Raw genomic sequence first — 25,337 nt, 5'->3', positions numbered from 1 at the left:
CGCACGCCCAAGTCGAACCGAAGGGGCCGTATCAAGGGCGTTACAACGGGGAGTACGTGAGGTTGAATCCAGAGATCAAGGATTACCTCAAAACCCACGCCATCCCCTATGACTCCTGGAAATGCCCGGACATGTAACCGCACACCATGGAGATCATAGACACGACCTTGCGCACCGTTGAAAAGCCGGTGGAACTAAACGGCGACCTGTATATGCCATTCCCTGGCAGCACCCGGGCCTGCCAGCTGGCCGAAACCGAACGCCAACGCTGGGTAGCACGCCTTGGCAACATCGATGAGGGCTCTCTCACCGTGGATGGCTGGGTGCGGATGGAATCGCAGCCACCCGCACGCGGGAGCGTGGTGAACACTCGACAGCCGGTGGCCTACGCCACGGTATGCCTGAACCGGCCCATCGATTGGCGTTATCAGCTGATTCCGTTGCGGGTGATGCACAGACTGGCGCGAGAAGCAGGTGTGTCTTTCAAGCCAGTGCCTGCCGACGAAGATCACCGGTTGCCAGCGGAATTGGAGGTGATTGCTGACAAGCTGCTGGCCAACCAGCCACTCAATCAAGACGAAGAGGCCATATTGGCCAGGGGGTATTTGCATCAGTCCGCCAACTGGAACCTCGCCGACGACAGCATGCATGAAGGCGACGATGGCAAGGCGCCGCATCACAAAGGCGGCCGCTCCATCAATCTGTTGTACGTCAACCGTCCGCAGCCTCCCGCAAAGGATAGCGATATCAGCCAACGCAAAGTGCTACGCAATGAGAATCACTGACACGCTCAAACACCTGCTGCCATGGCTGGCGCTGTGGCTCGCAGGATGCGCGCTGACACAAAGCACTCCCCGCAACGGCCTGCCGTACGACAGTTGGTATCTGGGCTTCCAGGCACCTGCACGCATGGAGGTATGGCTGGAAACAGCCGATATCGAAGACACACAAGGAAAAATTTTGGTCGGCATGATGCAGGGCACCGTCGCACTGGCATACCACGACAATCCGGAAGGATGGGGAGACAGGATTCCTTCTGGCAAAGGCCGTGATATCTACAACGCAGGCTTGCCCAAGCGTATCTATGTGCGCTGGCAGTCGTTGGTGGAGCCAAAGACATATCGGGCGATCATCGAAATACCGGAACAAGCGCGCCAAATGATGTTGACCAAGGTGCAATCGGTGTTGCGCGCGGATGACTACGAATACCAGAGTGACCTGAGCATTGGTTTGGCACCAGGTGGTTGGATCAAGGTATGGATAAAGAGCCCGGCCAGTCGAGCCGTAGAAGTGCTTTGCATGCGCGCCCAAATCGAGCCGAAGGACCCACGAACGAATGGGGACTATGCCTATTCATTCGATCAATTGGAGCCCGAGACACAGGCCTACCTCAAAACCCACACCATCCCCTACGACTCCTGGAAATGCCCGGGCATGTAACCGCACACCATGGTGATCATAGACATGCTCAAACGCATGCTGCCGTGACTGGCGCTACTGCCGGCGCAGCTCCGAACCCGATGGCGCCCCACCCCAACGCCTTGATGACAGGCTCAACCCGCAGGCCAGTAACTTAGTATGGATATCGACATGCAAAACAAAACGGAATACATCTCCCCTGTATCGCTCTGGTTGGTCGTTCGCAAAGTATTCCATCATAAAGGGCTATTTGTGGAACCCGCCTGGGCGGGCGATGCTGAATTGTCAGGACCTGCGATCTTCGTATCCCGCATGCTGGCGGAAGTGTATGCGCAGTTGCGAAACACGTATTACGCCAAGGACGACAGCAACAACTGGAAAGTCATTCCCCTGCATGAGTTCAACCTGTTGGAGCACGCGCACGGTATCGACGGCCCGATGAACTGCATGATGACTTTCGGCTTTGGGATGGAAGATGCCGAGTCGGTCATCTGCATTCATTGCCCGCGTCTTCGCATGGTGCCGCTGCCTTTCACCATCCCGAGGGAGATAGAAGGCATTACCTTTTCTTTCAACCAGGGGGCATTCGACTTCATGCGAGAGGAGTGGGCATCCATTGGCCTGCCTGAGTTCGAGAAGGAACTGGAATCCACCGATGAGATGGATGCGGCAACTTTTGATCGGTGGTTTCAGACGGCTATTGCGAGGCTGAAGGTATGCCGTGCGCCGGTGATGGGCCATGAGGGACCGTGGGCCGTATTCAGCATGCTGCGCGACATGTGGGTGACTGGAAACGAGATACCGGCCATGACGGATCGTTCCCTGCATTGACTCCCTGCGTTCGCACGTAGCATTTGCACACATCGTGGCAAGAATGTCCCCTCACCCCAACCCTCTCCCCGGAGGGGAGAGGGAGTAGGAAGCATCAGTCGTGCTTGCGGAACACCAGATGGCCGCCTTCCGCGCCTACCTCGATCACGTTGCCCGGTGCAAATCGCCCTTCCAGGATTTCCCTGGCCAGCGGGTTTTCCAACTGTTGCTGGATGGCACGCTTGAGCGGACGCGCGCCATACACCGGATCGAAGCCGACATTGCCCAGCAGATCCAGCGCCTTGTCGCCGACCTCCAACTGCAGCTCACGCTCAGCCAGGCGTTTCTCCAGATAAGCCAGCTGGATGCGGGCAATCGCGCGAATCTGCGTCTTCTCCAGCGGACGGAACACCACCAGCTCATCCAGGCGGTTGATGAATTCCGGGCGGAAGTGCGCCTGCACCACGCCGAGCACGGAAGCCTTCATCTGCAGGTAATCGGCTTCCGAATCGCCCGCCTGTTCCTGGATCAGCTGCGAACCTAGGTTGGACGTCATCACGATCACGGTATTGCGGAAATCCACCGTGCGGCCCTGCCCGTCGGTCAGGCGGCCGTCGTCCAGTACCTGCAGCAGGATGTTGAAGACATCCGGATGCGCCTTCTCCACTTCGTCCAGCAGGATCACGCTGTATGGACGGCGACGCACGGCTTCAGTGAGGTAACCGCCTTCTTCATAACCCACGTAGCCGGGCGGTGCGCCGATCAGGCGGCTCACGGAGTGCTTCTCCATGAACTCGCTCATGTCGATGCGCACCATCGCGTCCTGCGTGTCGAACAGGAATTCGGCCAATGCCTTGCACAATTCGGTCTTGCCGACGCCGGTGGGGCCGAGGAACAGGAATGAACCGTAAGGACGGTTGGGATCGGACAGCCCCGCACGCGCACGGCGAATGGCATCGGATACCGCGCGCACCGCTTCGTCCTGGCCAACTACGCGCTTGTGCAGCGACGCCTCCATGTGCAGCAGCTTGTCGCGCTCGCCTTCCAGCATCTTGTTGACCGGAATGCCGGTCCAGCGCGACACCACCTCGGCGATTTCTTCCTCGGTGACGCGATCCTGCACCAGCTTGAATTCCTGCTGTTCGGCGGCCTGTGCAGCGGCAAGCTGCTTTTCCAGTTCGGGCAACTTGCCGTACTGGATTTCGCTCATCTTGGCGTAGTCTTGCCGGCGCTGCGCGGATTCCAGTTCCTGACGGGCTTGCTCGATCTGTTCCTTGATCTTGGTCGCGCCCTGCAAGGCCGCTTTTTCGGATTTCCAGATTTCGTTCAGATCGGAGAATTCGCGCTCCTGCTTGCCGATCTCCGTATCAAGATCGGCCAGGCGCTTCTTGGACGCCTCATCGGTTTCCTTCTTCAGCATCTCGCGCTGGATCTTCAGCTGGATCAGGCGGCGTTCCAGGCGGTCCAGTTCTTCCGGCTTGGAGTCGATTTCCATGCGGATGCGCGAAGCCGCCTCGTCCATCAGGTCGATGGCCTTGTCGGGCAATTGGCGATCGGTGATGTAGCGGTTGGATAGCGTGGCCGCGGCGACAATCGCCGGGTCGGTGATTTCCACCCCGTGATGCACGGCGTAACGCTCTTTCAAACCACGCAGGATCGCGATGGTGTCTTCCACGCTCGGCTCGCCGACGAACACCTTCTGGAAGCGGCGCTCCAGCGCGGCATCCTTCTCAATGTACTTGCGGTATTCGTCCAGCGTGGTAGCGCCGATGCAATGCAATTCGCCGCGCGCCAGCGCAGGCTTGAGCATATTGCCGGCATCCATCGCGCCATCCGCCTTGCCGGCACCGACCATGGTGTGCAGTTCGTCGATGAACAGGATGATCTGGCCTTCGTTCTTGGCCAGGTCGTTGAGCACCGCCTTCAGGCGCTCTTCGAATTCGCCGCGGAATTTCGCACCCGCGATCAACGCGCCCATGTCGAGCGCGAGCACGCGGCGATCACGCAAGCCCTCGGGCACTTCGCCCTTGACGATGCGCTGTGCGAGACCTTCGACAATCGCGGTCTTGCCCACGCCCGGTTCGCCGATCAGTACCGGATTGTTCTTGGTCCGGCGCTGCAGCACCTGGATCGTGCGACGGATTTCTTCGTCGCGGCCGATCACCGGGTCGAGCTTGCCGCTCTCGGCGCGTGCGGTGAGATCGACGCAGTATTTTTCCAGCGCCTGACGTTGCTCCTCGGCGTTTTCACTCTGCACCTTTTCGCCGCCACGCAGCTTCTCGATCGCGGCTTCCAGATGGGCCTTGGTCGCTCCGGCGGCTTTCAGGGCCGTGCCCAGTTCGCCCTTGTCTTCCAGCGACGCCAGCACGAACAACTCGCTGGCGATGAACTGATCGCCACGCTGCTGGGCGAGTTTGTCGGTGAGGTTGAGCAACCGCGTCAGCTCGTTGCCCGCATGAATATTGCCTTCCTGCCCGCTGACCTTGGGCAGTCGATCAAGCAGCTCAGCCACCCGCTGGCGAAACGCCGGCACGTTGACATGCGCCTGGGTGAGCAGCGGCGCAGTCGAACCGCCCTGCTGGTCGAGCAAGGCCGCCATGACGTGCACGGGTTCAAGCATGTTGTTGTCGCGTCCGACCGCCAATGACTGCGCATCGGCCAGTGCCTGCTGAAAACGCGAGGTGAGTTTATCCATTCGCATCGGAGTATCCCCAAAAAGGTTTGGCGGACACGCCGCCACTGCCCGGAGAGATGCGGACAGCGCGGGGCGATTCAAGCAACGCCAAGGATGGCACCGTTGCGCAGCTTCAGCCAACGGCAAGCGAAAACCGGGGGTAGCTCAATTCGGTCCAGATCTGCGCAAGAGCCATCAAGGCGTACGCCGTCCGAAACCCCGGGCATTCGCCAGTCATGACTCCTTTTCTACCTCAGTCGAGCAGCCAGATCAGGCTGGCGAAGCGGCCGCTGCGCGCGCCCTCTCGACGATACGAATAAAAGCGCGCATCCGCGCGGGTATCGAATCCGCCGCCGTAAATGCGCGTGACGCCGGCGGCCTGCAAACGCTGCCGTGCCAGTGCGGCCAGATCACATAGCCAATGTCCCGGGCGCGTCGCTTCAAACGCGCTTGCGGCAGCTTCATGGTGGGACAGGAAGGCTCTGCGCACTTCATCGCCCACCTCGTAGGAGGGCGCGCCGATGCAGGGTCCGATCCACGCCATGACGCTCGCCGCCGGCTGCTGCATTTGCGCAATCGTCTCTTCCAGCACACCCGCGGCCAATCCTTTCCAGCCAGCGTGTGCGGCACCGATGGTGCTGCCGTCCTGGGAGCAGAACAACACGGGCACACAGTCAGCCGTGAGAATGGCCAGTACCGTGCCCGGCAGATGCGACACGGCCGCGTCGGCTTCGGGTTCTTCGGGGCTAGGCAAGGGGCCAAGGTCAGCGACGGTAGTGCCATGCACTTGCCGCAGCCAACGCGGCTCGGCCGGCAATCCCAATGACTGGCGCAAGGCCCCGCGGTTGTTGCGCACGATCTGGGGGTCCTCGCCACTGCGCAGACCGAGATTGAAGCGTCCAAAGGGTGGTTGCGAAACGCCCGGACCATCGCGTGTCGTCACCGCCGCATGCACCCGGCTTGGCGCCGGCCAGTCGGGAAAGATCCAGGCCTCGCTCATCGGCGGCATCATTCAGTACTCGTCCGGGCCGTTGACGGCCAGATCAGCGCGCAAGGTCGAGATCAAGGCATCCATGTCGGCCGGCCGCTCTGCCTGGAAGGCCAAGGTCGCTCCAGTGGCCGGGTGTTCGAACGCCAGACGCTCCGCATGCAGCGCCTGGCGACGGAAGCCGCGCAAGGCCGTCGTCAATTCAGGCGTGGCGCGCTTGGGCAGCTTCAGGCCACCGCCATACAGCGGATCGCCGATCAGCGGATGACCGATATGCGCCATGTGCACGCGAATCTGGTGGGTGCGCCCGGTTTCCAGGTTGCACTGGACCAGGGTGTGGGCCCGGAAGCGCTCGCGCAGCCGGTAGTGGGTGATGGCGTGCTTGCCGTCCTCTTCGTCACGCACGGCCTGGCGCAGGCGATCGGTCATGTGCCGGCCGATCGGTGCGTCGACGGTACCGCCGGCAATCAGGGGGCCCAAGACGATGGCTTCGTACTGCCGCTCGACCGCGTGCCGAGACAGCATGCTGACCAAGGCGGTATGCGTAGCGAGCGTCTTGGCGACCACCATCAGGCCGGAGGTGTCCTTGTCCAGCCGGTGCACGATGCCGCCGCGCGGCAGTTCGGCCAGTCGCGGGTCATGATGCAGCAAGGCATTGAGCACGGTTCCGGCGGGATTGCCGGCTCCCGGATGCACCACCAGGCCGGCCGGCTTGTTCATCACCAGCAGGTGCTCGTCCTCATGGACGATGTCCAGCGCAATATCTTCCGGAGCGCTGACCACCTCGGTCTCCAGCTCGGCCTCCAACTGCACCCGTTCCCCCCCGCGCAGCAAATGGCGAGGCACCGCCGTGGCGCCGTCCAGGGTGATCGAACCGTCCTTGACCCAGGCAGTGAGGCGCGACCGGGAGTAGTCCGGGAACATCTCGGCCAAGGTCTGGTCGAACCTCCGACCTGCGGCCGCCAAGGGGACGATCGCCTCATGACGAATGATGGTCATGCCGGTTCCCCCGGTAGGACGCCGGTTTCGGCTATGATCCCTTTTCGCTCAAACATCTGAACCTCTTACTCATGCGCGTAACCAAGCTGCCGGTCGACCCGACATCTGCCCTTAAAGTACTGATGGTGCTCGTTCTGGCTTTGACGATGAGCGCCTGCTCGTGGTTCCGGCACAACGGCGACCCACTCGACACCTTGCCGTTGCCGCTGCTTTACGCCAAGGCTCACAACGATGTGGTCCACTCCGATTACTCGGCTGCCGAGAAAGCCTTCCAGCGCCTGATCGCCCGTTTCCCGTCCGGTCCGTTCAACGAACAGGCCCAGCTGGAACTCGCGTATGCGCAGTACAAGAACAACAAGCCGGATGATGCGTACTCCACCGTCAACCGCTTCATCAAGGCCAATCCGCTCAATCCACATGTGGATTATGCCTATTACCTGCGTGGTCTGATCAACTTCGATCGCACCAGCGGCTTCATCGAACGTACTTTTGCCAGCGAACAGCTCAGCGCCCAGGCGCGTCGCGACCAGGGCTACAACCTGAAAGCGTTCGACGATTTCGCCGAACTCAGCCGCCGCTTCCCGGATAGCGCCTATACCGCGGATGCCCGCCAGCGCATGATCTACCTGCGTAACGTGCTGGCCCAGTTTGAAATCAACGTGGCCAAGTTCTACCTGCGCAAGAAGGCGTATGTAGCTGCGGCCGATCGCGGCCAGTACGTGATCGAGCACTACCAGGAATCACCGCAGGCCGGCGATGCGCTGGCGATCATGTGCCGCAGCTATCTGGCGCTCGACCAGAAGCAACAGGCCGATCAGGTACACCAGGTGCTGGCGCTCAACTACCCGAACCATCCCTATCTGAAAGACCCGAAGTGGCCGCATCCGCCGTCGGTGCTGCGCAAGATGATTCCGTTCTCGGGTCACAATTGAGCGAGCGCTTACGCTGATCGCAGAAAAGCCGGCACGCCTCAGGCGCGCCGGCTTTTTTTATGGATCAATTGCGATGCCCTGGATGACTGGATGACACCATCAGGCAATAAGCCGCCCGAGACCGATTACTTCCATCCCGAGGTAATCGGATAACGCCGCTCGCGCCCGAACGCACGGGTGGTCACGCGCGGTCCCGGCGCAGCCTGGCGGCGCTTGAATTCGTTCACCAGCACCAGTCGCACGATGCGATGCACGGTGTTTTCGTCGAATCCTGCCGCGATGATCTCGGCCTGCGACTGCTCGTCTTCGATAAAGCGAGCCAGGATGGCGTCCAGCTCGTCGTAAGGCGGCAGGGAATCCTGATCGGTCTGGTTGTCGCGCAGTTCGGCCGAAGGCGGACGCTCGATCACGGCAGGCGGGATCACCCAGTCGCCATCACGGCCGGTTGTACGCGTCTGCGCCTCGTTGCGCCAGCGTGAGAGCCGGTAGACCTCGGTCTTGTAGACATCCTTGAGCGGCGCGTACGCCCCGCACATATCGCCGTAGAGCGTGGCGTATCCCACGGCCATTTCGCTCTTGTTGCCGGTAGCCAGCAACAGGCGTGCATGCTTGTTGGACAGCGCCATCAGCATCACGCCGCGCGTGCGCGATTGCAGATTCTCTTCGGTGGTATCGGGCTGCTTGCCCTGGAACAGTGGCGTGAGCGTCGCCATGAAGGCGTTGTAGGTCGGCTCGATGCTGACCACATGGTAGTCGACGCCAAGTTGTTCAGCCTGTTCGCGCGCGCCATCCAGCGACAGCTGCGAGGTGTAGCGCATCGGCATCATCACAGCTGTGACACGCTCGGGGCCAAGCGCATCCACCGCCAGCGCCAACGTCAATGCCGAATCGATGCCACCGGACAAACCCAGCAGCACACCGTTAAAACCGTTCTTGTCGATGTAGTCGCGAATCCCGCGCACCAGGGCGGCGTAGAGCGTTGCCTCGTGCGAAGCGTCCGCTACGGTCGGCCAATCCTGGGCATGCAAGCTGCGCGTCGCAGGATCGAAATCGGCAAACAGCAAAGCATCGACAAACGACGGCGCACGCGCCGCAATGCTGCCATCGGCATTCACCAGCAAACTGCCGCCGTCATAGACCACTTCGTCCTGGCCGCCGGTGAGATTGAGGTAAACCACCGCGCACCCCGTTTCCTTCGCGCGCGCAATCAGCACTTCCTCACGCGCCACCTGCTTGGCGGCGTCCCAGGGAGACGCATTGATCACCACGATCAGTTCTGCGCCCGCCGCCGCAGCTGCCGCAGCGGGTTCGGCCTGCCAGATGTCCTCGCAGACCAGATAGCCGACCCGGACCCCATCGACCACCGCAATCGCACTGGTGCGCCCGGGACGGAAATACCGCTTGTCATCGAACACCCCGTAATTGGGCAGGATCTGCTTGTGGGTGATCTGCATGATCTGGCCACCGCGCAGGAAGGCGGCCGCGTTGTAGACCTCGCCCTGGCTGTGCGGAAAACCGACGATGGCGGCCAGGCCATTGGTACGCGCCGCCAGCTCCTCGATGGCTTCCTGGCACGCCGCCAGAAAGCTGGGACGCAGCAGCAGATCCTCGGGCGGATAACCACTGATCGTCAGCTCGGGAAAGACCGCCAACGATGCCCCGCCAGCTTGCGCCTTGCTCAGCAGGTCGTGAACTTTGGCGGCATTGGCGGCAACCGCGCCAACCGGGAAATCATACTGAGCCAGTGCCAGGCGAAGAGCAGCCATCGTCGTGCTTTATTCGGGGTGATTGGCGGCAAATGGTAGTCGAACCGGCAAAAAACAAGACAACACCGGGGTACACGGATGAGAACTGGCGGGTGGGTTGCTTCGCCAGGCGCATGCTGCCGTCCTTTCCACACCGGCCTCAGACGCGCAAACCGGGCCATCAGATAACCCCGTACCCCCACCAGATTTACCACGCATCGCCGCTGGCACCGGTGTACCATCGCCCAACGCAGACTGACTAAAGGGGCAGCTTTGCGTCTTCACTTGCACGCATGGAAACCCGCGCTACCGCGGTCGTTCGGCCCTGGGGTAGTCGCTGCGCTTTTGTTTGCTTTCGCTTTGCTGATTCACCCGACCTGCTGGGCTCTCACACCCTACCCATTGTTCGGGCCGCCGCCACAAGAGCCCGCGGTCACAACCTACAAGGCAGTCCCAGGCGAACACGCGCCAGCCACCTACGGTGAACTGGATAACTGGCTTGCCCAGCGTGCCCGGGTCCCGTCCATCAACATGCTGGGTGGCGATTTCTGGCTGGTCTCCCGCTTCAGCCCAGGCCGGACCGTTTCCGACTGGGTGGTGATGTTCGACAACACCTATTACGACAACGCCACCATCCTGGTACTGGGTGACGATGGTCTATACCGGCAATTCGAAAGTGGCGCCGACACCGGCTTGAACGACATGCCGCGGGGCACCGCCGCCGTGACGTTGGCGCCGGGACATCACTACGCGATCGTGATTCATGTGATGTCGAAGTTCTACACCGCGCTGCCGCGCATCGATGTGCAGACGCGCCTCCAGTATCACAAGCGCCGCGCCAGTGAATCCGCCCTGATGCTTGGTTCGCTAGGCGTGTTGTTCGGACTGGGGATCTTCATTCTGTTCGTGGGCCTGTGGATCAGGGATCGCAGCTACACGCTCTACGGTTGTCAGGCGCTGATCCTGGTCGTGGGCTGGAGTTTCTTTTTCGGCGTGCCGCAAGGCTGGCTGGGCATCAATACGGAACCGATCAATTTTGCCCAGTGGTTCATTCTGCTGCCCGTGGTGCATGCGCGTTTCACCATCCGTTTTCTGGATCTGCGGCGGCACGCGCCGCGCATGGCAAACGTCGGCTACGGCATCGCCCTGGTTTCGATCATGGCGTTGCCGATCTCGCTGTTCTTCCCATCGCTGGCCTTCCTGATCGCGACCTTGCTGGTGTCGGCCGTGGTGCTGTTTTCGGCGAGCATGGGTGTGTGGTCGTTGCTGCATGGCGTTCGTCGCGCCCGCTTCTATACCCTGGCGTTCATGGCGGTGCTGCTCCCCGGCACGATCATTCTGCCGGTCAATTTCGGCCTCGTTCCCAGCATGGTCGACAATGCCGACCTGCTTACCCTGATCGGCAACAGCTGCGAAGCGATGCTGTTGGCTTTTGCACTGGCGGACCATGTGAAGCTGGTCGAAGACGGCCGCGAGCGCTTCCGCCGCGGCATGCAGGAAGCCATTGCGAAAGCCTCCATCGATCCCTTGACCGGACTCGGCAATCGCCTCGCGTTCAACGTGATGATCGAAGAAATCACCCGGCGTGAAAACACTGACCCGGCACTGGGCACGTGGCAAATCGCGATGATCGATCTGGATGGGCTCAAGCATGTCAACGACAACCAGGGCCATGAGCGCGGCGACGAACTCCTGCGCGCTGTCGGTGAAGGCCTGGCCCGGCTTGGCGATCTGATCCGCGCTTTCCGCCTGGGCGGCGACGAATTTGCGCTCATCGCCTATGGCGATGAGCTCGGCCAGCAGCGCCTGGCGCGCGCGCTGGCTGAGCTGGACCGGACACTACGGGAAAGCGACTATCCCGACGCCGGCATCAGCTTCGGTATCTGCAGCGCGTCAACCGACCAGCGGCAATTCAGCAGTGCGGATTTCGCGGAGCTGATACGCGAAGCGGATCGCATGATGTACGTGCACAAGTCACGGCGACGCATGGAGAGAGTGGCGGACCGGCCACTGTCGGAATTGCGCAGTGACTAGGGCCTGTCAGCACTATTGGCGTCGCCCGCGTTGCTTTTCATGAAGCGCCTGGCGAACTCGCTTCGCCTTGCTCGGCACGCGAAGAGCAGTGCTCGGCCAGAAGGACGCCGGTAAAGCGTCAATCGCTACCAACCCTTTTCTCCCTGGATCGTTGCGGGTACTCCGCAAATCGCCCGGCTGGCCTGCATGCCGCCCATCACCGCCGCTTCCACACATCCGGCGTCCAAGCCGGTCTTCAACCAATCCCCTGCAAGATACAGGTTGGAAAAACCGGACTGATCCGTGCGCAGACGGTATCGACTGGTGTCGACCAGCGAGAGCACATAACGCTCGGAAGGATCGATATTGGCGCGCCAATACTGGCTATCGAAACGTGCTTCTCCAGTGCCATTGTGCGGATCCACCAGCCATGTCCATGGGAGTCCGCCGTCGCCAGCGCTCGTCCACAATGCACCGATCTGCGTTTGCAGTTGATGAATCGCAGCGGTCTTGACCAACTTCGCACAATGATCGGGAAAGCCGTTATCGCTCGGTGGCGGATAGACATCCAGCGCCAGGGCGTTGCAGAAGTAGGCGATGTTCTTCGGCTGCTGATCGGCAGGCCACGTCTCGCGGCATAACAACTGGTCCATCGAAGCCCAGGTATCGAAGGGCTCGGTGAATCCGGACAACACCGGCTCCTCACCCTGATCGCCCGGATAGTTCCAGCCGATGCCTTGCAGATCCTGGTTCAACCACAGCTGATAAGCCTGCGTGGCGACCGTGGCAACAAGCTGGCTGCATTGTTGCAGCGGCGCACTGATCGCAAGCAACGGCTGCGCCACCTGCGCGAGGCTCGCCACCGACAAGCCGAAAACCACCTGATCAAAATCGGTACCCAGCCGCAGGATCTTCCCCGGCAAGACATGACCGGTGGCTTGCCGGTACACCTCCGGCCAGTTCGACCAATGGCTTTCCAGGTTGATCTGATGGTTCTGCAACAAGGCCGCCTGCTGCGGATCAAGCTGCGCGTACAGCGGCTGCGATGGCCAGCAAGGCAAGCCTTCGACATCGACCAGCGGCGCATACGTCTCGCCGGACAGCGCGACCTGCTGCTCCAGTTCGATTTCATCGACGCTGTCGCCTACCGCATTGGGCCGCAGTGCGCACAGCTTGTGGAAGTAATGAAAGCGCACGCCGCGCCGCTCGAGCACTTCGTACAACGGCGCGAACACCACGTCGCCCATGCCCGCCTGCATCTTGTACATCAATGCGCCGCGGTAGCCCAGACCAACCTTGAGCATGCCGCGCAACATGGTGCCAGCTTCGATATTCGGCTGACCGGGATCGCCGTTGCGGTAGGCAAACACCAGGTCATAGAAGCCGCGCACCGGCGCGCCATCCACACTCACCGACTGCGCGCCATGCCGCGCCAGCCACACGCGGAAGTCGAGGTTATTGATGACTTCGAATCCCTTGCTCACCACATCATCTGCCAGCATGCCGATGCCGACCGCGAGCGAAAGATCCATCGCCATATAGAGCCGGCGCCAGTCGTCGGGCCAGGTATCGGGATGGCCAAATGGCGCGGCAACATCATGCAAAGCCTGCTGCAAGTGCTGCAGCAGGATCAGTACCGACGGCCAATCGGCTGCCGCGGGTGACTGTGCTGCCGCACGCGCCAGGTCGCGCGCCTTGCGTGCCACTACCAACGGATCACCCACATCTTCGAATGCGGTGAGTCCCGCGCGAGCAGCTGCCAACCATTCACGCAAACGGCTTTCATGCTGCGCGCCCATGCGGAATGCCGTACCCGCATGCTCAACATAGGTTATCGCCCACGATTCCAGCCACGAACGCTGCCAGTCGAGCAACTCCGCCATCGCCGCCTCCACGCCTTCGGGAGCGCGCGGCATGCCGGGTGTCCCCGGCAATGTCGGCGTTTCGATCGGCCAGACCCGCCAGCTTGCCTCGATCAGTTCGGCCAGACAGACGTAGTGCTGGGGCTTGAAGGCGTCAGTCCAGTTGGCCAGTGGACTGCCCGCCGGACGATTCAATTCCGCATAGGCCTGCTGCATCAGGTTGAATGCGTTGTCGTAGAAACCAAACCAGATGTGCAAACCGTGTTCTTCGATACGCTGTGCGATCGCTGCGTTGCGGCCGCTGGCACCCTTGCCGCCAAGACGCCAGCCCATCTGATACACATCAATCTGATAGCGCTGCTGCCAGTTCGCTGCGCTGGTCAACCAGAACGCAGCCGTCATGGCGCCGACACCGCCACCAAGAATGGCGATGCGCTGAGGTTGTGCTGTCATCAAGCCGATTCCTCGTCAACCTGCGAGTTGTCCACCAGCTCTACGCCGTCCCCTACTTCAAAGTCGAAATCGATGCAGAAACCACAGTGCGCCGGCTGCACACCCAACTGCCAGCCGAGCGTCATGTTGAGGGGAAAACTGTCAAAGGGATGCAAACGAAGATCGTAACGGCCGCTCAGTAACGACAAGCCGTGGATGGCCTTGACCTTGGCCGGTGCGGCCACGATCGCCTGGTACACGGCGCGCTCACCGCGGCCATCCGGAAACTGCTTCAGGAAGACCTGATCGACACCTGGAAAAACATCGAACCATTCGTCGAACTTCTGCCGCCACGCCGGATGCGTATCCCAAAAGCCCGGCGTCTGGTGCATGCAGGCGATCAAGCCTTCGCGCCAGACGACGACATCCCTGGTGGGCTCATCCATCACACCCACGGTTGCATCGAGATCGAGCAAGGGATGCATGCCCAGTTCGGTTTCCGGTGAAAACGGCTGGAATCCCTTCGTCGCCAACCGGAAGGTCGTGGGCGGCTCGCCCCGTCCGGGCATGGCATACAGGCATTCGTATTTGGGGTAGCCGTACAGTTCGCGCCCGTTGATCAGCGCCATGCAGTCGTCGACCCAGATATGCAGCGGATAGGCGTAGAACGTCGGCCACGGATTGTCCTGCCTGATGCAGCCCACCATCACCCAGGTGACGATGTCGATCTCCTTGCCCCAGCCTTTGCCGATGTCGTCCTGATTGGCGCTGTGGGCATGACTGATCTCGGCGAAGCTCAGCAGCACGTAATGGGTCAGCACGGTGAAATGCATGAGTCCGCGATTGCAGGTATTGAGCGTGCGATCCACGCTGGCCTGCAAGGCGGCCAGATCGCCCGCCACCCAGAAGCCATAAAGACGCGCCTGATCCAAGGCCAGGGGCGGATGCATCAGCGGTGAAGCCGGCGGATAGAGGAACGGCGGACGTCTCATGCAAGCACCCCCCAATGCCATCATGCGCGGTTCCATAACGCTGGCACGAAACGAGAGGCTTGTCGATTGACTTTCCATGACAGGCCGGTGGCATCGCTGTCATATCTGCGGCACGAATCCTGTCGTGACAGGAAACGGTTATGCGAGTTGGCGCAACGGTCCGCACACACGAAGATTCGTCGCCACGGCGAGGGGTGAAGGATCTGCCGCACAGCTGCTCGTGACAAAAGAAAAGGGCCGCGTCACCGCGGCCCTTTCAAGATCGCCGAAAGCGACCGGATTACTTCTTGAGCAAACCAGCAAGCGTCTTGCCGAGATCGGCAGGCGACTTCACCGTGGTGACGCCGGCCTTTTCCAGCGCGGCAAACTTCGCCGCCGCCGTGCCCTTGCCGCCGGAGATGATCGCACCGGCATGGCCCATGCGCTTGCCGGCCGGAGCCGAAGCGCCCGCGATGAACGACACCACCGGCTTCTTGACGTACTCACCGATGAACTCGGCCGCTTCTTCTTCGGCGCTGCCGCCGATTTCGCCGACCATGATGATGCCTTCGGTCTGCGGATCGTCCTGGAACAGCTTCAGGCAGTCGATGAAGTTCAGGCCGTTGATCGGGTCACCGCCGATGCCGATACAGGTGGACTGGCCCAGGCCTTCATTGGTGGTCTGGAACACAGCTTCGTAGGTCAGCGTGCCGGAACGCGACACGATGCCGACCTTGCCCGGCTTGTGGATGTGGCCCGGCATGATGCCGATCTTGCATTCGCCCGGGGTGATGATGCCGGGGCAGTTCGGTCCGATCAGCACGGTTTCCGGATGCTGCGCCAGCACGTTCTTCACGCGCAGCATGTCCAGCACCGGGATGCCTTCGGTAATGGTGACGATCACGCGCACGCCGGCGTCGATCGCTTCCATGATCGAGTCAGCCGCAAACGGCGGCGGCACGAAGATCACCGACGCATCGGCGCCGGTTTCGTCGACCGCTTCGGCCACGCTGTTGAAAACCGGCAGGCCGATGTGCTCGCTGCCGCCCTTGCCCGGCGTCACGCCGCCGACCACCTTGGTGCCGTAGTCGATCGCCTGTTCGGCGTGGAAGGTGCCCTGCTGGCCGGTGAAGCCCTGCACGATCACCTTGGTGTTCTTATTGACTAGAACGGACATTTCAAAAAGTCCTCTCAAATATGTGTGATACAGGCTTCGATCACCCGCGGCACATCGCTACGCGACGTGCCGTGAGACATGCCCCCACAACCCCGCACCATCGCAAAGCGATGGTGCCGCCCCCTTAACTTAAGGGGGCTGTTGCGGCGGAGATGAAGCACCTGCATGGGATTAGGCTTTCGCGGCAGCCACGGCTTTCTTCGCCGCGTCGTTGAGATCGTCGGCCGGCGTGATCGCCAGACCGGAGTTGGCCAGCAGTTCGCGGCCCTTCTCCACGTTGGTGCCCTGCAGGCGCACCACCACCGGAATCTTCAGGCCCACTTCCTTCACCGCGGCGATGATGCCTTCGGCGATCAGGTCGCAGCGCACGATGCCGCCGAAGATGTTGACCAGGATGGCCTTCACCTTGTCGGAGGAAAGGATCAGCTTGAACGCTTCGGTCACGCGCTCCTTGGTCGCGCCACCGCCGACGTCGAGGAAGTTGGCCGGCTCGCCGCCCGCCAGCTTGATCACGTCCATGGTGGCCATGGCCAGACCTGCACCGTTCACCATGCAGCCGATGTTGCCGTCCATGGTCACGTAGTTGAGGTTGTGCTGCACGGCAGCCGCTTCGGCGGCGTCTTCCTGCGTGAGGTCGCGCATCTTGGCCAGGTCCGCATGACGGAACTCGGCGTTGTCATCGGAGTTGACCTTGCCGTCGAGGGCGGCGAGGTTGCCGTCTTCGAGGATCGCCAGCGGGTTCAGTTCGACCAGCGACAGGTCCTTCTCGTTGAACAGCTTGTACAGGCCCAGCATGATCTTGGTGAGCTGGGTGACCTGCTTCGCATTCAGATCCATCGCGAAGCCGAGCTGGCGGCACTGGTACGGCTGCAGGCCTTCGACGAAATCGACCACGATGGTGTGGATGTCGTCCGGCGTTTCGCGGGCCACCTGCTCGATGTCCACGCCGCCGTGCTTGGAGGCGATGAAGGTGACGGCCTTGCTGTCGCGATCGACGAGGATCGACAGGTACAGCTCCTTGGCGATGTTGGTGGCATCGGTCACCAGCACCAGGTTCACCGGCAGCGCGCGGCCGGCGGACTGATAGGTTTCCATGTTCTTGCCGAGCATGCCCTTGGCGGCGGCATGGACGTCATCCAGGCTCTTGCAGAACTTGACACCGCCGGCCTTGCCGCGGCCACCTGCGTGGATCTGGGCCTTGACCATCCATTGCGAACCACCAAGGTGCTTGGCGGCGTCGACAGCGGCGTCGGGGGAGTTGGCGACTTTGCCCGGCGGTACGGCGATACCGTAATGCGCGAACAGCTCTTTGGCCTGGTACTCGTGGAAATTCATTCGATACCTCGAGTGAATGGGGAAGAATCGAGCCTGCGCGGTAGCCACAGCACAGACTAGGGAGAACGGACGGCGGTGGAACGCACTACCGGCGTGCAGTGCGCCGCGGCCATGAGTCAACATGGCAAAAACCGCGCAATACGGCCCGGTATTTTCGCGGAAGCGGCCCCTGATGGAAAGGGGCCAGTAAGCATGACGCTTTGCGTTCGCCGCCTTTCTCCCCGGGGAACAGGATTGAGATAAGCGGCCATCTCGCTGATCTTCATGGCTCTTTGCGTCCGCGCCGGCTCCCTTCCGGGGTGCGGATCGGGATCAGGCGCACAAATCCTGGGAGGGCAAGATTGCAGGAGGATTGAGGTAAGGGACCAATCTTGCGAAAGTGGCGCATCGAACATCGTTTCGATGCCGCCCGACCGCAAGATTTAGCCCCTCACCCAGCCTCTCTCCGGAGGGGAGAGGGAGATACCACTTCCATTGGTGAGCCCTGAAACCCGTGTCCAGCCGCGCGATGCCTGACTCGCCCAACAGCACGACGACCCGCCACGAACTGTTGTTTCTGAATTATTTCAGGCTGGCCCAGGCCCTGGTTTACGTCGGACTGGCCTTCACGCCGGCCGGCATGGGCTGGCCGCACCTGGACAACATCGAGCTGGCACGCCTGGTCGCCTCGGCGTATCTGCTCTTCGCGCTGGCCATCGTCTCCATCACCCACGTGACCCGCTCGCTGGGCTGGCTAGGCATTCTGGGTACGCTGTTCGTGGACATCTTCGCCGCCGTACTGGCCAGCGCTGCCATGAATGATGCGCGCATCGGCATCGCCATGATGCTGGCGGTGAACCTGGCCACCGGCGCCTTGCTGTTGCCGTTACGACTGGCGTTGTTCCTGGCGGCGCTCGCCACCCTCGGGGTCCTTGGCCGTACGCTGCTATCCCTGCCGCACCTGGGCGCGATCGATGATCGGGATTTTCTCGAATCGGGCCTGTTCGGCATGGCATATTTCGCGATCGTCGTGCTCTGCAATGTGCTGGGTCGCCAGCTGCGCGCCAGCGAGGCGCTGGCCGAGCAGCGCAGCATTGACCTGGTCAATCTTTCGCAGGTCAACGAACTGATCATCCGCCGCATGAAAACCGGCGTGATGCTGGTGGACGATGCCAACCGCATCCATCAGATCAACGAATCGGCCTGGATGCTGCTGGGCAATCCGTCTTCCGACCAGCGCGACCTGGGCCGCGTGGCGCCGGAGCTGTCGCGCCGCCTGTATCACTGGATTACCTCGGGCAAGCTGGACGAAACCGCCACCCAGCTGGCCGACGGCATGCCGGAAGTGGTTCCACGTTTCAGCCGCCTCGCGCCGAACGACGATTCACTGGTGCTGATTTTCCTCGACGACACCTCGCTGGTGTCACGCCGCGCCGAGGAACTGACCCTTAGTTCGCTGGGACGGCTTTCGGCCTCGATCGCGCATGAGATCCGCAACCCGCTCGCGGCGATCCGCTACTCCGCGCAATTGCTGGCCGAATCGGAGGAAATGAATCCCACCGACCTGCGCATGGTCGAGATCATCAACAACCATTGCAGCCGTCTCAACGAAATCATCGAGAACATCCTGCAGCTGTCGCGGCGTGAACGCTCCCGCCCGGAAACGCTCAATCTCGGCGATTGGGCCCATGGTTTCGTCGACGAATATAAGCAAGGCAACGATCTGGGTGGCGATTCGCTGCGGGTGATCGACAACAGCGCCGCGCCCGTGGCGGCGGTGGCCGATCCGCAACAACTGCAGCAAGTGTTGTGGAACCTGGTACAGAACGCGCTGCGCTATGGCCGCATGCCGGGCGAACCGGCGCGCGTGATGGTAGTGGTCCGCCACGGCGAACACGGCGTACCGATCCTGGAAGTGGTCGACCGCGGCCCCGGCATCGCGCCGAAAGTAGCGGCGCAGATTTTCGAGCCGTTTTACACCACGCATGAATATGGCACCGGGCTTGGGCTGTATCTGGCGCGTCAGATGGCCGAAGCGAACCAGGCGGCGCTGGAATATGTACGCGTGGCGGGTGGCGGCAGTTGTTTCCGACTGGTGTTGACGCCGCCGGCACGCATCGAACCGGCGGTTTAGATGCAAGGAGAGAGTGGAGAGGAGTGAGAAGTGAGAGAAGAGCCGGCATGCTCTTGCTCTCTCTTATTCCTCACTCCTCTCCACTCTCTCTTAGCTTCCAGCTCTTAGCTTCAAGTCAAGCGCACCACCAACGCCGTCGCCATCATCTGCGACTGCACGGGCTGCCCAGCGATGCTGTCATCCGCGCATCGTTTCTGGCGAATGAGCAAACAGCCATAGCCCGCTATGTGTACACGGCGTGAGCCGTGCCATGGCCGAAGCATCTGCCCATAACTATCCGCCACCACTCCTGTGCGGCGCGGCACATGCTGTCGCGCAGACTCGCGTTTTTTCGCTTAGACAGGAGTGCCACCCATGTTAGGAATCAAAATCCACCCCGAGCCTTCCGTCCACGCTCCATTGCGGGAGTCGGACGCCAGTGAAGGCAGCAGTTCCCGCAAGCCCGCTCCGGCATCGGTGACGTCGAGCGCCACCGGCTTTCCCGCTACGCCGGCGAGCGGAAAACCCTCCGGACTGCTGGCGCATCTTCCACCCGCCGAACTCACTGCCGTGACGTTGCCGGGCGATCCGGCAATCTATTTCATCAAGAGCACATCCAACGCGAGCGGAGCTCAAGCGCTCTATACGCGCGCACCCCAAACGGGCGTGCTCAAACAGACGTCCAAACAGGTGCTGCCCGATGGGCATGGGGGCTGGAAGCTGGATGGGGGCTTGCCGGGAGGCGGTCAAGGTTCCTCGCGCGCCGCGATGTCGAACCCAGCCACTCGCCGCCCGCTTCTTTCCGAGGAGCAAAAACAAGAAGCCATAGCCAGGGCGAATTCCGCCTATAAAACGGCTCAAAACGAACTCGGTGACGCCAAGAAAAGACTCAACGATGCCGAGCAGGATCTGAAGATGATTGAACGAACTCACGGGCCCAGCGGTGACCTATGGAGCGCCGTCCGGCCACCTAGCCCGGGGCCACTCCATCACCCAAGCCCGCAAGAGTATGCGCTTCATGAACTAAGGCGACCTGGCTACCCGATAGAATGGGCAGCGTTACGCGAGCTTCAAATTCCGAATGATCCAAACTGGGTAACCAGCTTCAAACCGGGCAAGGAACGCGCGCAAGCCGAAGACGCAGTCGCGAAGGCGCAACGACAAGTCGAAGCGGCGCAAAAAAAGGTCGATGACGCTGATCAGTCCCTGCAGGAGGCCATGCATGCGCCCTCAGTGGCCGTGCGGAGCTCGGGCGAGGAGAGTGTGGAGAGGAGTGAGAAGTGAGAAGGGGCAAGAGCGTGTTGGTTCTTCTCTCACTCTGCCCAACTCTGTCTTGCAACGTCGTCGCCAGGACACAATTGGTAGTCGCAGAGCGACGCTAAAAAAGTGGGTGACGCGATCAGGCTCTGTGGAAGGCCATGCATGCGTCCTGCGTGACAGTATGTAGCTCGAGCGAGGAGAGTGGAGAGGAGTGAGAAGTGAGAGAAGAGCCGACACGCTCTTGGTTTCTCTTACTCCTCACTCCTCTCCACTCTCTCTTAAGCTCTTAGCTTCAAGTCGAGCGCACCACCAAGGTCGTCGCCATCATCTGCGACTGCACCGGCTGCCCATGAATCAACGCCAGCACCTTGCGCGCCAGCAGCACGCCGCCTTCCTGCCAGTTCTGGCGCACGGTGCTCAGCGGCGGCAGAAAGCTGGCGCCGAGCGGCGTGTCGTCGTAGCCGATCACCGAGACATCGTTCGGCACCGTCTGCCCAAGCTCCACCAAGGCGCGGATCGCACCCATCGCGAGCAAGTCGCTGCAGGCGAAGATCGCATCGAAACGCACCTTGCGCTCCGACAGGGAACGCACCGCATCCACGCCCGATTCCAGGGTGAAATCGGCGCGCCGCAGCAGCAGCGGCTTGATGCCGTGACCGGCCAGTTCATCGACAAAACCGAACAGGCGCTGGGCCATCTCCGGATGATCCGGATTGCCGATAAACACCGGATGGCGACGCCCGATCGATAAAAAGCGCTCGGCCGCGCTGATCCCGCCCTGACGGTTATCGCTGCCCACCACGGTGTGGTTGTCGCCGCCCTGCCCAGCCGCACCCCACACCACCATCGGCAGGCCCAGCTTGTCGTACAGGCGCACGGCGTCCTGACGAGCGCCCTGCCCGAGCAGGATCAGGCCATCGGCCGCCTGCACCGCCGCATTGCCGGCATCCTGGCGGGTGGTCAACAGCACGCTGTAGCCGGCCGAGGTCAGCTCCTGCGTGATACCGCCGAGCAGGGATAGCGGGTACGGATCCCACATGGTGCGCCCGGACGACGGTTTCATTTCAACGATCACCGCCACCGTATGACTGCGCCGCAGACGCAGATTGCGCGCGCTCACATTGAGCTTGTAGCCGTGCTTGCGCGCCAGCGCCTGGATCCGCTCCCGGGTCTCGGCGTTGACCAGGGTGCTTTCACTCAGCGCCCGGGAAACGGTGATCTTGGAAACTCCCGCCAGCTCGGCCAGATCAGCCATGGTCAGGCTGGGGCGTTGCGCAAGTGGTTGTTTCTTCTTGATACCCGACAAGAGACGCCCCTCAGTGATGCTTTTGATGGAATGTCATATAGACGTAGGAAGTGTGGACCGACCCTACCTCCATCGTCCAATTCACTTGCCTGTGTCATTCGCCGCAACCGCAGGATGCTGCGTCGCCGCATATGATATCGATATCTTGATATCGATATCACTCGCACTTTATGCTCCGCCCCACGACAGGCCCACTGGGCCGATGAGAAGACCAAGCGAGCACATGCCAAGGGGAGAAAGCGTGCAAAGCCACGACGCGCCAACCGCTGCCATGGACCCGGCAAACCGTGGATCCCTCGATCCGTGGCGCCTGGTGCATGCGCGTCGCCCGACCCAAACCGAGCAGCCCACCCTGGAAAGCCTGTATGCGCTGTCCAACGGCCTGCTGGGCGTGCGCGGCGGCCTGGAAGAACAAGGCAGCCCCACCCAGGGCACATTTCTGGCCGGCGTGTGGGAACGCACCCCGATCGAGTATCACGAGCGCTTCCCCGGTTTCGCCCGCACCAGCGACACCCGCATTCCGGTGCCCGACGGCACCCGCATCCGCCTGCGCCTCGGCGAGGCGCTGGTCGACCTCGATGAAGGCGAATGGCTGAATTTTGAACAGGCGCTGGACCTGCGTGCCGGCTGCCTGCAACGCACGCTGCACTGGCGCTCCCCCACGGGTGTCAGCTTGCAGATCGACGCGGAGCGGATCGTGCCCCTGCACACACCCAACCTGCTGTGCATCCGCTACCGCGTCACCTCTCTCGACTACATCGGCCCAATCACCCTCGAATCGGCGCTGGTAGCCAGCAACACCGCCACCGAACAGGGCGACGATCCGCGCATGGGCGCGCGAGTCGCCGGTGGCCTGAGCATCACGGCATCCGACGCGGACCACACCCTGGCCTCGATCTGCCAGCGCACCCGCAACAGCCACATTCGCCTGGCCAGCGGCCAGCGTCACCGCATCGCCGCACCGCTCGCGTTTGCCCGCGCCATCATCGAAGACGCCGAGGGGGTCCAGCAGCACTACACCGCCGAGCTGCATCCCGGCGGCAGCGTCGTGCTGGAAAAATACATCGCTTACGCATGGAGCCGGCCGGAAGGTGGCGACACCGAAGCCTCGCTGCTCGATGCCGTCGCCATCACCCTGGAAAACGCGCTGGAGCACGATTTCGATGCTCACCGCGCGGCGCAAGCCAGCGCTTGCGATGCGTTCTGGCAAGAGGCCGATTTGCACATCGATGGCGATGCCGCCGTCGAGCAAGCGCTGCGCTTCAACCTGTTCCACCTCCTGCAATCGACCGGTCGCGACGGCAGCGGCAGTGCGGCCGCGAAAGGCCTTACCGGTGAAGGCTACGAAGGTCATTATTTCTGGGACGCGGAGGCATTTATCCTGCCCGTGCTCGCGCTGACCTCGCCGGAGCAGGCGCGCAGCATGCTCGAGTATCGCGTTCACACGCTTGAGCGTGCGCGCAACCATGCGCGCGAGATGAATCACTCGGTCGGTGCCCTGTACGCGTGGCGCACGATCAGCGGCGACGAATGCTCCGCCTACTTCCCTTCCGGTTCGGCGCAATACCACATCAACGCCGCGATCGCGTTCGGTATCCGCCTGTATGTCGATGCCACCGGTGACTTCGACTTCCTGGTGCGTGGTGGTGCGGAGGTACTGTTCGAAACCGCCCGCCTGTGGCTGCAAGTGGGCAACTACAATCCGCGCCGCAACAACGCATTCTGCATCTGCCAGGTCACCGGTCCGGATGAATACAGTGCGCTGGTCGACAACAACTACTACACCAACCACATGGCACAGCAGCACCTGCGCTATGCCGCCGTGGTTGCCGCGCAGCTGGCGAAAGAACAGCATGGCGATTACCTGCGCATCGCCACGGCGATCGGCCTTTCAGATCAGGAAATCGCCGCGTGGCTGACCGCGGCTGACGCCATGTACCTGCCGGTCGATGCGCAATTGAACATCTTTCCGCAGGACGATGACTTCCTCGACAAGCCGCGCCTGCCGCTTGCGTCCCACGGCGAACACGAACATCGCCCGCTACTGCTGCAGATGCATCCGCTGACGATCTATCGCCATCAGGTATGCAAGCAGGCCGATGTGCTGCAGGCCTTCGTGCTGGCCGGCAATGCGATCGACCACGACGCCAAGCGCCGCAACTTCGATTACTACGAAGGCGTCACCGTTCACGACTCCACCCTGTCGGCATCGACCTTCAGCATCGTCGCCTCGGAAGTGGGCTATGCCGACAAGGCCTACCGCTACTTCCTCGACACCCTGCGGGTAGATCTGGACAACCTGCACGGCAACACCTCGCACGGCCTGCATATGGCGGCCATGGCCGGCAGCTGGTTGTCGCTGGCATGGGGCTTCGGCGGCATGCGTCCGGTCAACGGCCGTCCCGCTTTTGCGCCGGTGCTGCCCGCAGCATGGCGCAGCTATCGATTCGGCTTGCGCTGGCAGGGGCAACACATTCGCGTCACGGTTGAGGCCAACGGCGTGGCCTACACGCTTACCCAGGGTGCCGGCGCGGAAGTCCTTCACCATGGCAAATTGCTTGCATTGCGCGCCGGACAAACCATCCACATGCCGCTGATGCCAGCTTCATCGGCGCATAACTTGAAGGGCGTCATCTTCGACCTCGATGGTGTCATCGCCGATACGGCCGTGGTCCATCACGCTGCCTGGAAGAAGCTTGCTGCCGACATCGGCATCCCGTTCGACGATGCGGTCGGTGAGCGGTTGAAAGGCGTGGATCGCCGCGCCTCGCTGGACATCCTGCTGGAAAAGGCCTCGCGGCCGTATTCCGAGACAGAGAAAGAGGCGCTGGCGACCCGCAAGAACGAGTATTACCGGCAGCAGATCGAAGGTTTCGGACCGCAAAACCTGTTGCCCGGCGCGCGCACCGCGATCGAATCGGTGCGCCGCGCAGGATTGAAGACAGCGCTGGCTTCGGCCAGCCGTAACGCACCACTTTTGCTGGAAAAACTCGGCATCGCGAACTTGTTCGATTATGTGGTCGACGCTAATCACATCAGTCGCGCAAAGCCCGATCCGGAGATTTTCCTGGCCGCCGCACGCGGCCTCGGCCTGGCACCGGGCGAATGCCTCGGCGTGGAGGACGCCGCGGCGGGAATTGCCAGCATCCACTCTGCGGGAATGACAGCGGTAGGAATTGGCCAAGCAGAGGCCTTGGCCGGGGCGGATCTGCTGTTGCCGAACGTCGCCGCGTTCGACATCGGCCGATTTACGAGGATGGACATAAGAAGCGGCTAAGCGACGTGGCGTGCCACGCAAACATCTACAAAAACCGTTTGGGGA

17 protein-coding genes are annotated in these 25,337 nt (G+C 61.8%); 8 read left to right on the top strand and 9 right to left on the bottom strand.

Going from position 1 to position 25,337, the window contains the following annotated elements; translation table 11 throughout:
• The first annotated feature begins 146 nt into the window (after nucleotides 1–146).
• The 3 genes from ISP19_RS08200 (at nucleotide 147) to ISP19_RS08190 (ending at nucleotide 2,250) form a co-directional block, all read left to right on the top strand.
• A complete protein-coding gene (locus tag ISP19_RS08200) occupies nucleotides 147–785 on the top strand; it encodes a hypothetical protein (RefSeq protein WP_204680881.1) in 639 nt (212 codons plus the stop codon).
• The gene (locus ISP19_RS08195; RefSeq protein ID WP_204680880.1) at nucleotides 772–1,440 is read left to right on the top strand and encodes a DUF2931 family protein; all 669 of its coding nucleotides are present in this window, start codon (nucleotides 772–774) and stop codon (nucleotides 1,438–1,440) included. The genes ISP19_RS08200 and ISP19_RS08195 overlap by 14 nt, the downstream gene beginning before the upstream one ends.
• Before the next feature lie 138 nt (nucleotides 1,441–1,578).
• On the top strand, nucleotides 1,579–2,250 hold the full coding sequence (locus ISP19_RS08190) for a hypothetical protein (protein WP_204680879.1): 672 nt from the start codon (nucleotides 1,579–1,581) through the stop codon (nucleotides 2,248–2,250).
• A 94-nt stretch (nucleotides 2,251–2,344) separates the two neighbouring features.
• Here ISP19_RS08190 and clpB read toward each other — a convergent pair whose 3' ends face one another.
• The 3 genes from clpB to rluD all read right to left on the bottom strand — a co-directional run bounded on the left by clpB (nucleotide 2,345) and on the right by rluD (nucleotide 6,890).
• A complete protein-coding gene (clpB, locus tag ISP19_RS08185) occupies nucleotides 2,345–4,930 on the bottom strand; it encodes an ATP-dependent chaperone ClpB (RefSeq protein ID WP_204680878.1) in 2,586 nt (861 codons plus the stop codon).
• 226 nt (nucleotides 4,931–5,156) lie between these two features.
• Nucleotides 5,157–5,903: a peptidoglycan editing factor PgeF gene (pgeF, locus tag ISP19_RS08180; RefSeq protein ID WP_204680877.1), complete on the bottom strand. Its 747-nt coding sequence runs from the start codon at nucleotides 5,901–5,903 to the stop codon at nucleotides 5,157–5,159.
• Nucleotides 5,904–5,915: 12 nt separating this feature from the next.
• On the bottom strand, nucleotides 5,916–6,890 hold the full coding sequence (rluD, locus tag ISP19_RS08175; protein WP_204680876.1) for a 23S rRNA pseudouridine(1911/1915/1917) synthase RluD: 975 nt from the start codon (nucleotides 6,888–6,890) through the stop codon (nucleotides 5,916–5,918).
• A gap of 71 nt (nucleotides 6,891–6,961) precedes the next feature.
• Between rluD and ISP19_RS08170 the strand changes: the two genes are divergently transcribed.
• Complete coding sequence (locus ISP19_RS08170) at nucleotides 6,962–7,822, top strand: outer membrane protein assembly factor BamD (RefSeq protein ID WP_204680875.1); 861 nt, start codon at nucleotides 6,962–6,964, stop codon at nucleotides 7,820–7,822.
• Between the two features lie 125 nt (nucleotides 7,823–7,947).
• Here ISP19_RS08170 and ISP19_RS08165 read toward each other — a convergent pair whose 3' ends face one another.
• Nucleotides 7,948–9,588, bottom strand: a complete 1,641-nt coding sequence (locus ISP19_RS08165) for an NAD+ synthase (RefSeq protein WP_204680874.1) — start codon at nucleotides 9,586–9,588, stop codon at nucleotides 7,948–7,950.
• A 324-nt stretch (nucleotides 9,589–9,912) separates the two neighbouring features.
• On the opposite strand from ISP19_RS08165, the gene ISP19_RS08160 reads away from it, so the two are divergent.
• On the top strand, nucleotides 9,913–11,601 hold the full coding sequence (locus ISP19_RS08160; protein ID WP_204680873.1) for a GGDEF domain-containing protein: 1,689 nt from the start codon (nucleotides 9,913–9,915) through the stop codon (nucleotides 11,599–11,601).
• A gap of 125 nt (nucleotides 11,602–11,726) precedes the next feature.
• Here ISP19_RS08160 and ISP19_RS08155 read toward each other — a convergent pair whose 3' ends face one another.
• The 4 genes from ISP19_RS08155 to sucC all read right to left on the bottom strand — a co-directional run bounded on the left by ISP19_RS08155 (nucleotide 11,727) and on the right by sucC (nucleotide 17,357).
• Nucleotides 11,727–13,895 (bottom strand): NAD(P)-binding protein, encoded by a 2,169-nt coding sequence (locus ISP19_RS08155; protein ID WP_204680872.1) that lies wholly within the window; start codon nucleotides 13,893–13,895, stop codon nucleotides 11,727–11,729.
• The gene (locus ISP19_RS08150) at nucleotides 13,895–14,866 is read right to left on the bottom strand and encodes an acetoacetate decarboxylase family protein (protein ID WP_204680871.1); all 972 of its coding nucleotides are present in this window, start codon (nucleotides 14,864–14,866) and stop codon (nucleotides 13,895–13,897) included. The genes ISP19_RS08155 and ISP19_RS08150 overlap by 1 nt, the downstream gene beginning before the upstream one ends.
• Nucleotides 14,867–15,146: 280 nt before the next feature.
• Nucleotides 15,147–16,022, bottom strand: a complete 876-nt coding sequence (gene sucD, locus ISP19_RS08145; protein ID WP_204680870.1) for a succinate--CoA ligase subunit alpha — start codon at nucleotides 16,020–16,022, stop codon at nucleotides 15,147–15,149.
• Between the two features lie 171 nt (nucleotides 16,023–16,193).
• Nucleotides 16,194–17,357 (bottom strand): ADP-forming succinate--CoA ligase subunit beta, encoded by a 1,164-nt coding sequence (gene sucC, locus ISP19_RS08140; RefSeq protein ID WP_204680869.1) that lies wholly within the window; start codon nucleotides 17,355–17,357, stop codon nucleotides 16,194–16,196.
• A gap of 508 nt (nucleotides 17,358–17,865) precedes the next feature.
• Between sucC and ISP19_RS08135 the strand changes: the two genes are divergently transcribed.
• A complete protein-coding gene (locus tag ISP19_RS08135; RefSeq protein WP_204680868.1) occupies nucleotides 17,866–19,470 on the top strand; it encodes a sensor histidine kinase in 1,605 nt (534 codons plus the stop codon).
• Nucleotides 19,471–19,824: 354 nt separating this feature from the next.
• A complete protein-coding gene (locus ISP19_RS08130) occupies nucleotides 19,825–20,733 on the top strand; it encodes a hypothetical protein (RefSeq protein ID WP_204680867.1) in 909 nt (302 codons plus the stop codon).
• Between the two features lie 268 nt (nucleotides 20,734–21,001).
• On the opposite strand, the gene ISP19_RS08125 is transcribed toward ISP19_RS08130, so the two are convergent.
• Nucleotides 21,002–21,964, bottom strand: coding sequence for a LacI family DNA-binding transcriptional regulator (locus tag ISP19_RS08125; protein WP_204680887.1), 963 nt, complete (start codon nucleotides 21,962–21,964; stop codon nucleotides 21,002–21,004).
• 292 nt (nucleotides 21,965–22,256) lie between these two features.
• On the opposite strand from ISP19_RS08125, the gene pgmB reads away from it, so the two are divergent.
• On the top strand, nucleotides 22,257–25,292 hold the full coding sequence (gene pgmB, locus ISP19_RS08120; RefSeq protein WP_338082372.1) for a beta-phosphoglucomutase: 3,036 nt from the start codon (nucleotides 22,257–22,259) through the stop codon (nucleotides 25,290–25,292).
• Nucleotides 25,293–25,337 lie beyond the last annotated feature (45 nt).

This window comes from Dyella flava (assembly GCF_016904955.1).
Lineage (GTDB): Bacteria > Pseudomonadota > Gammaproteobacteria > Xanthomonadales > Rhodanobacteraceae > Dyella_B > Dyella_B flava.
Note: the sequence above shows the minus strand (reverse complement) of the source record. Positions and strands in the feature narration are given on the sequence as shown.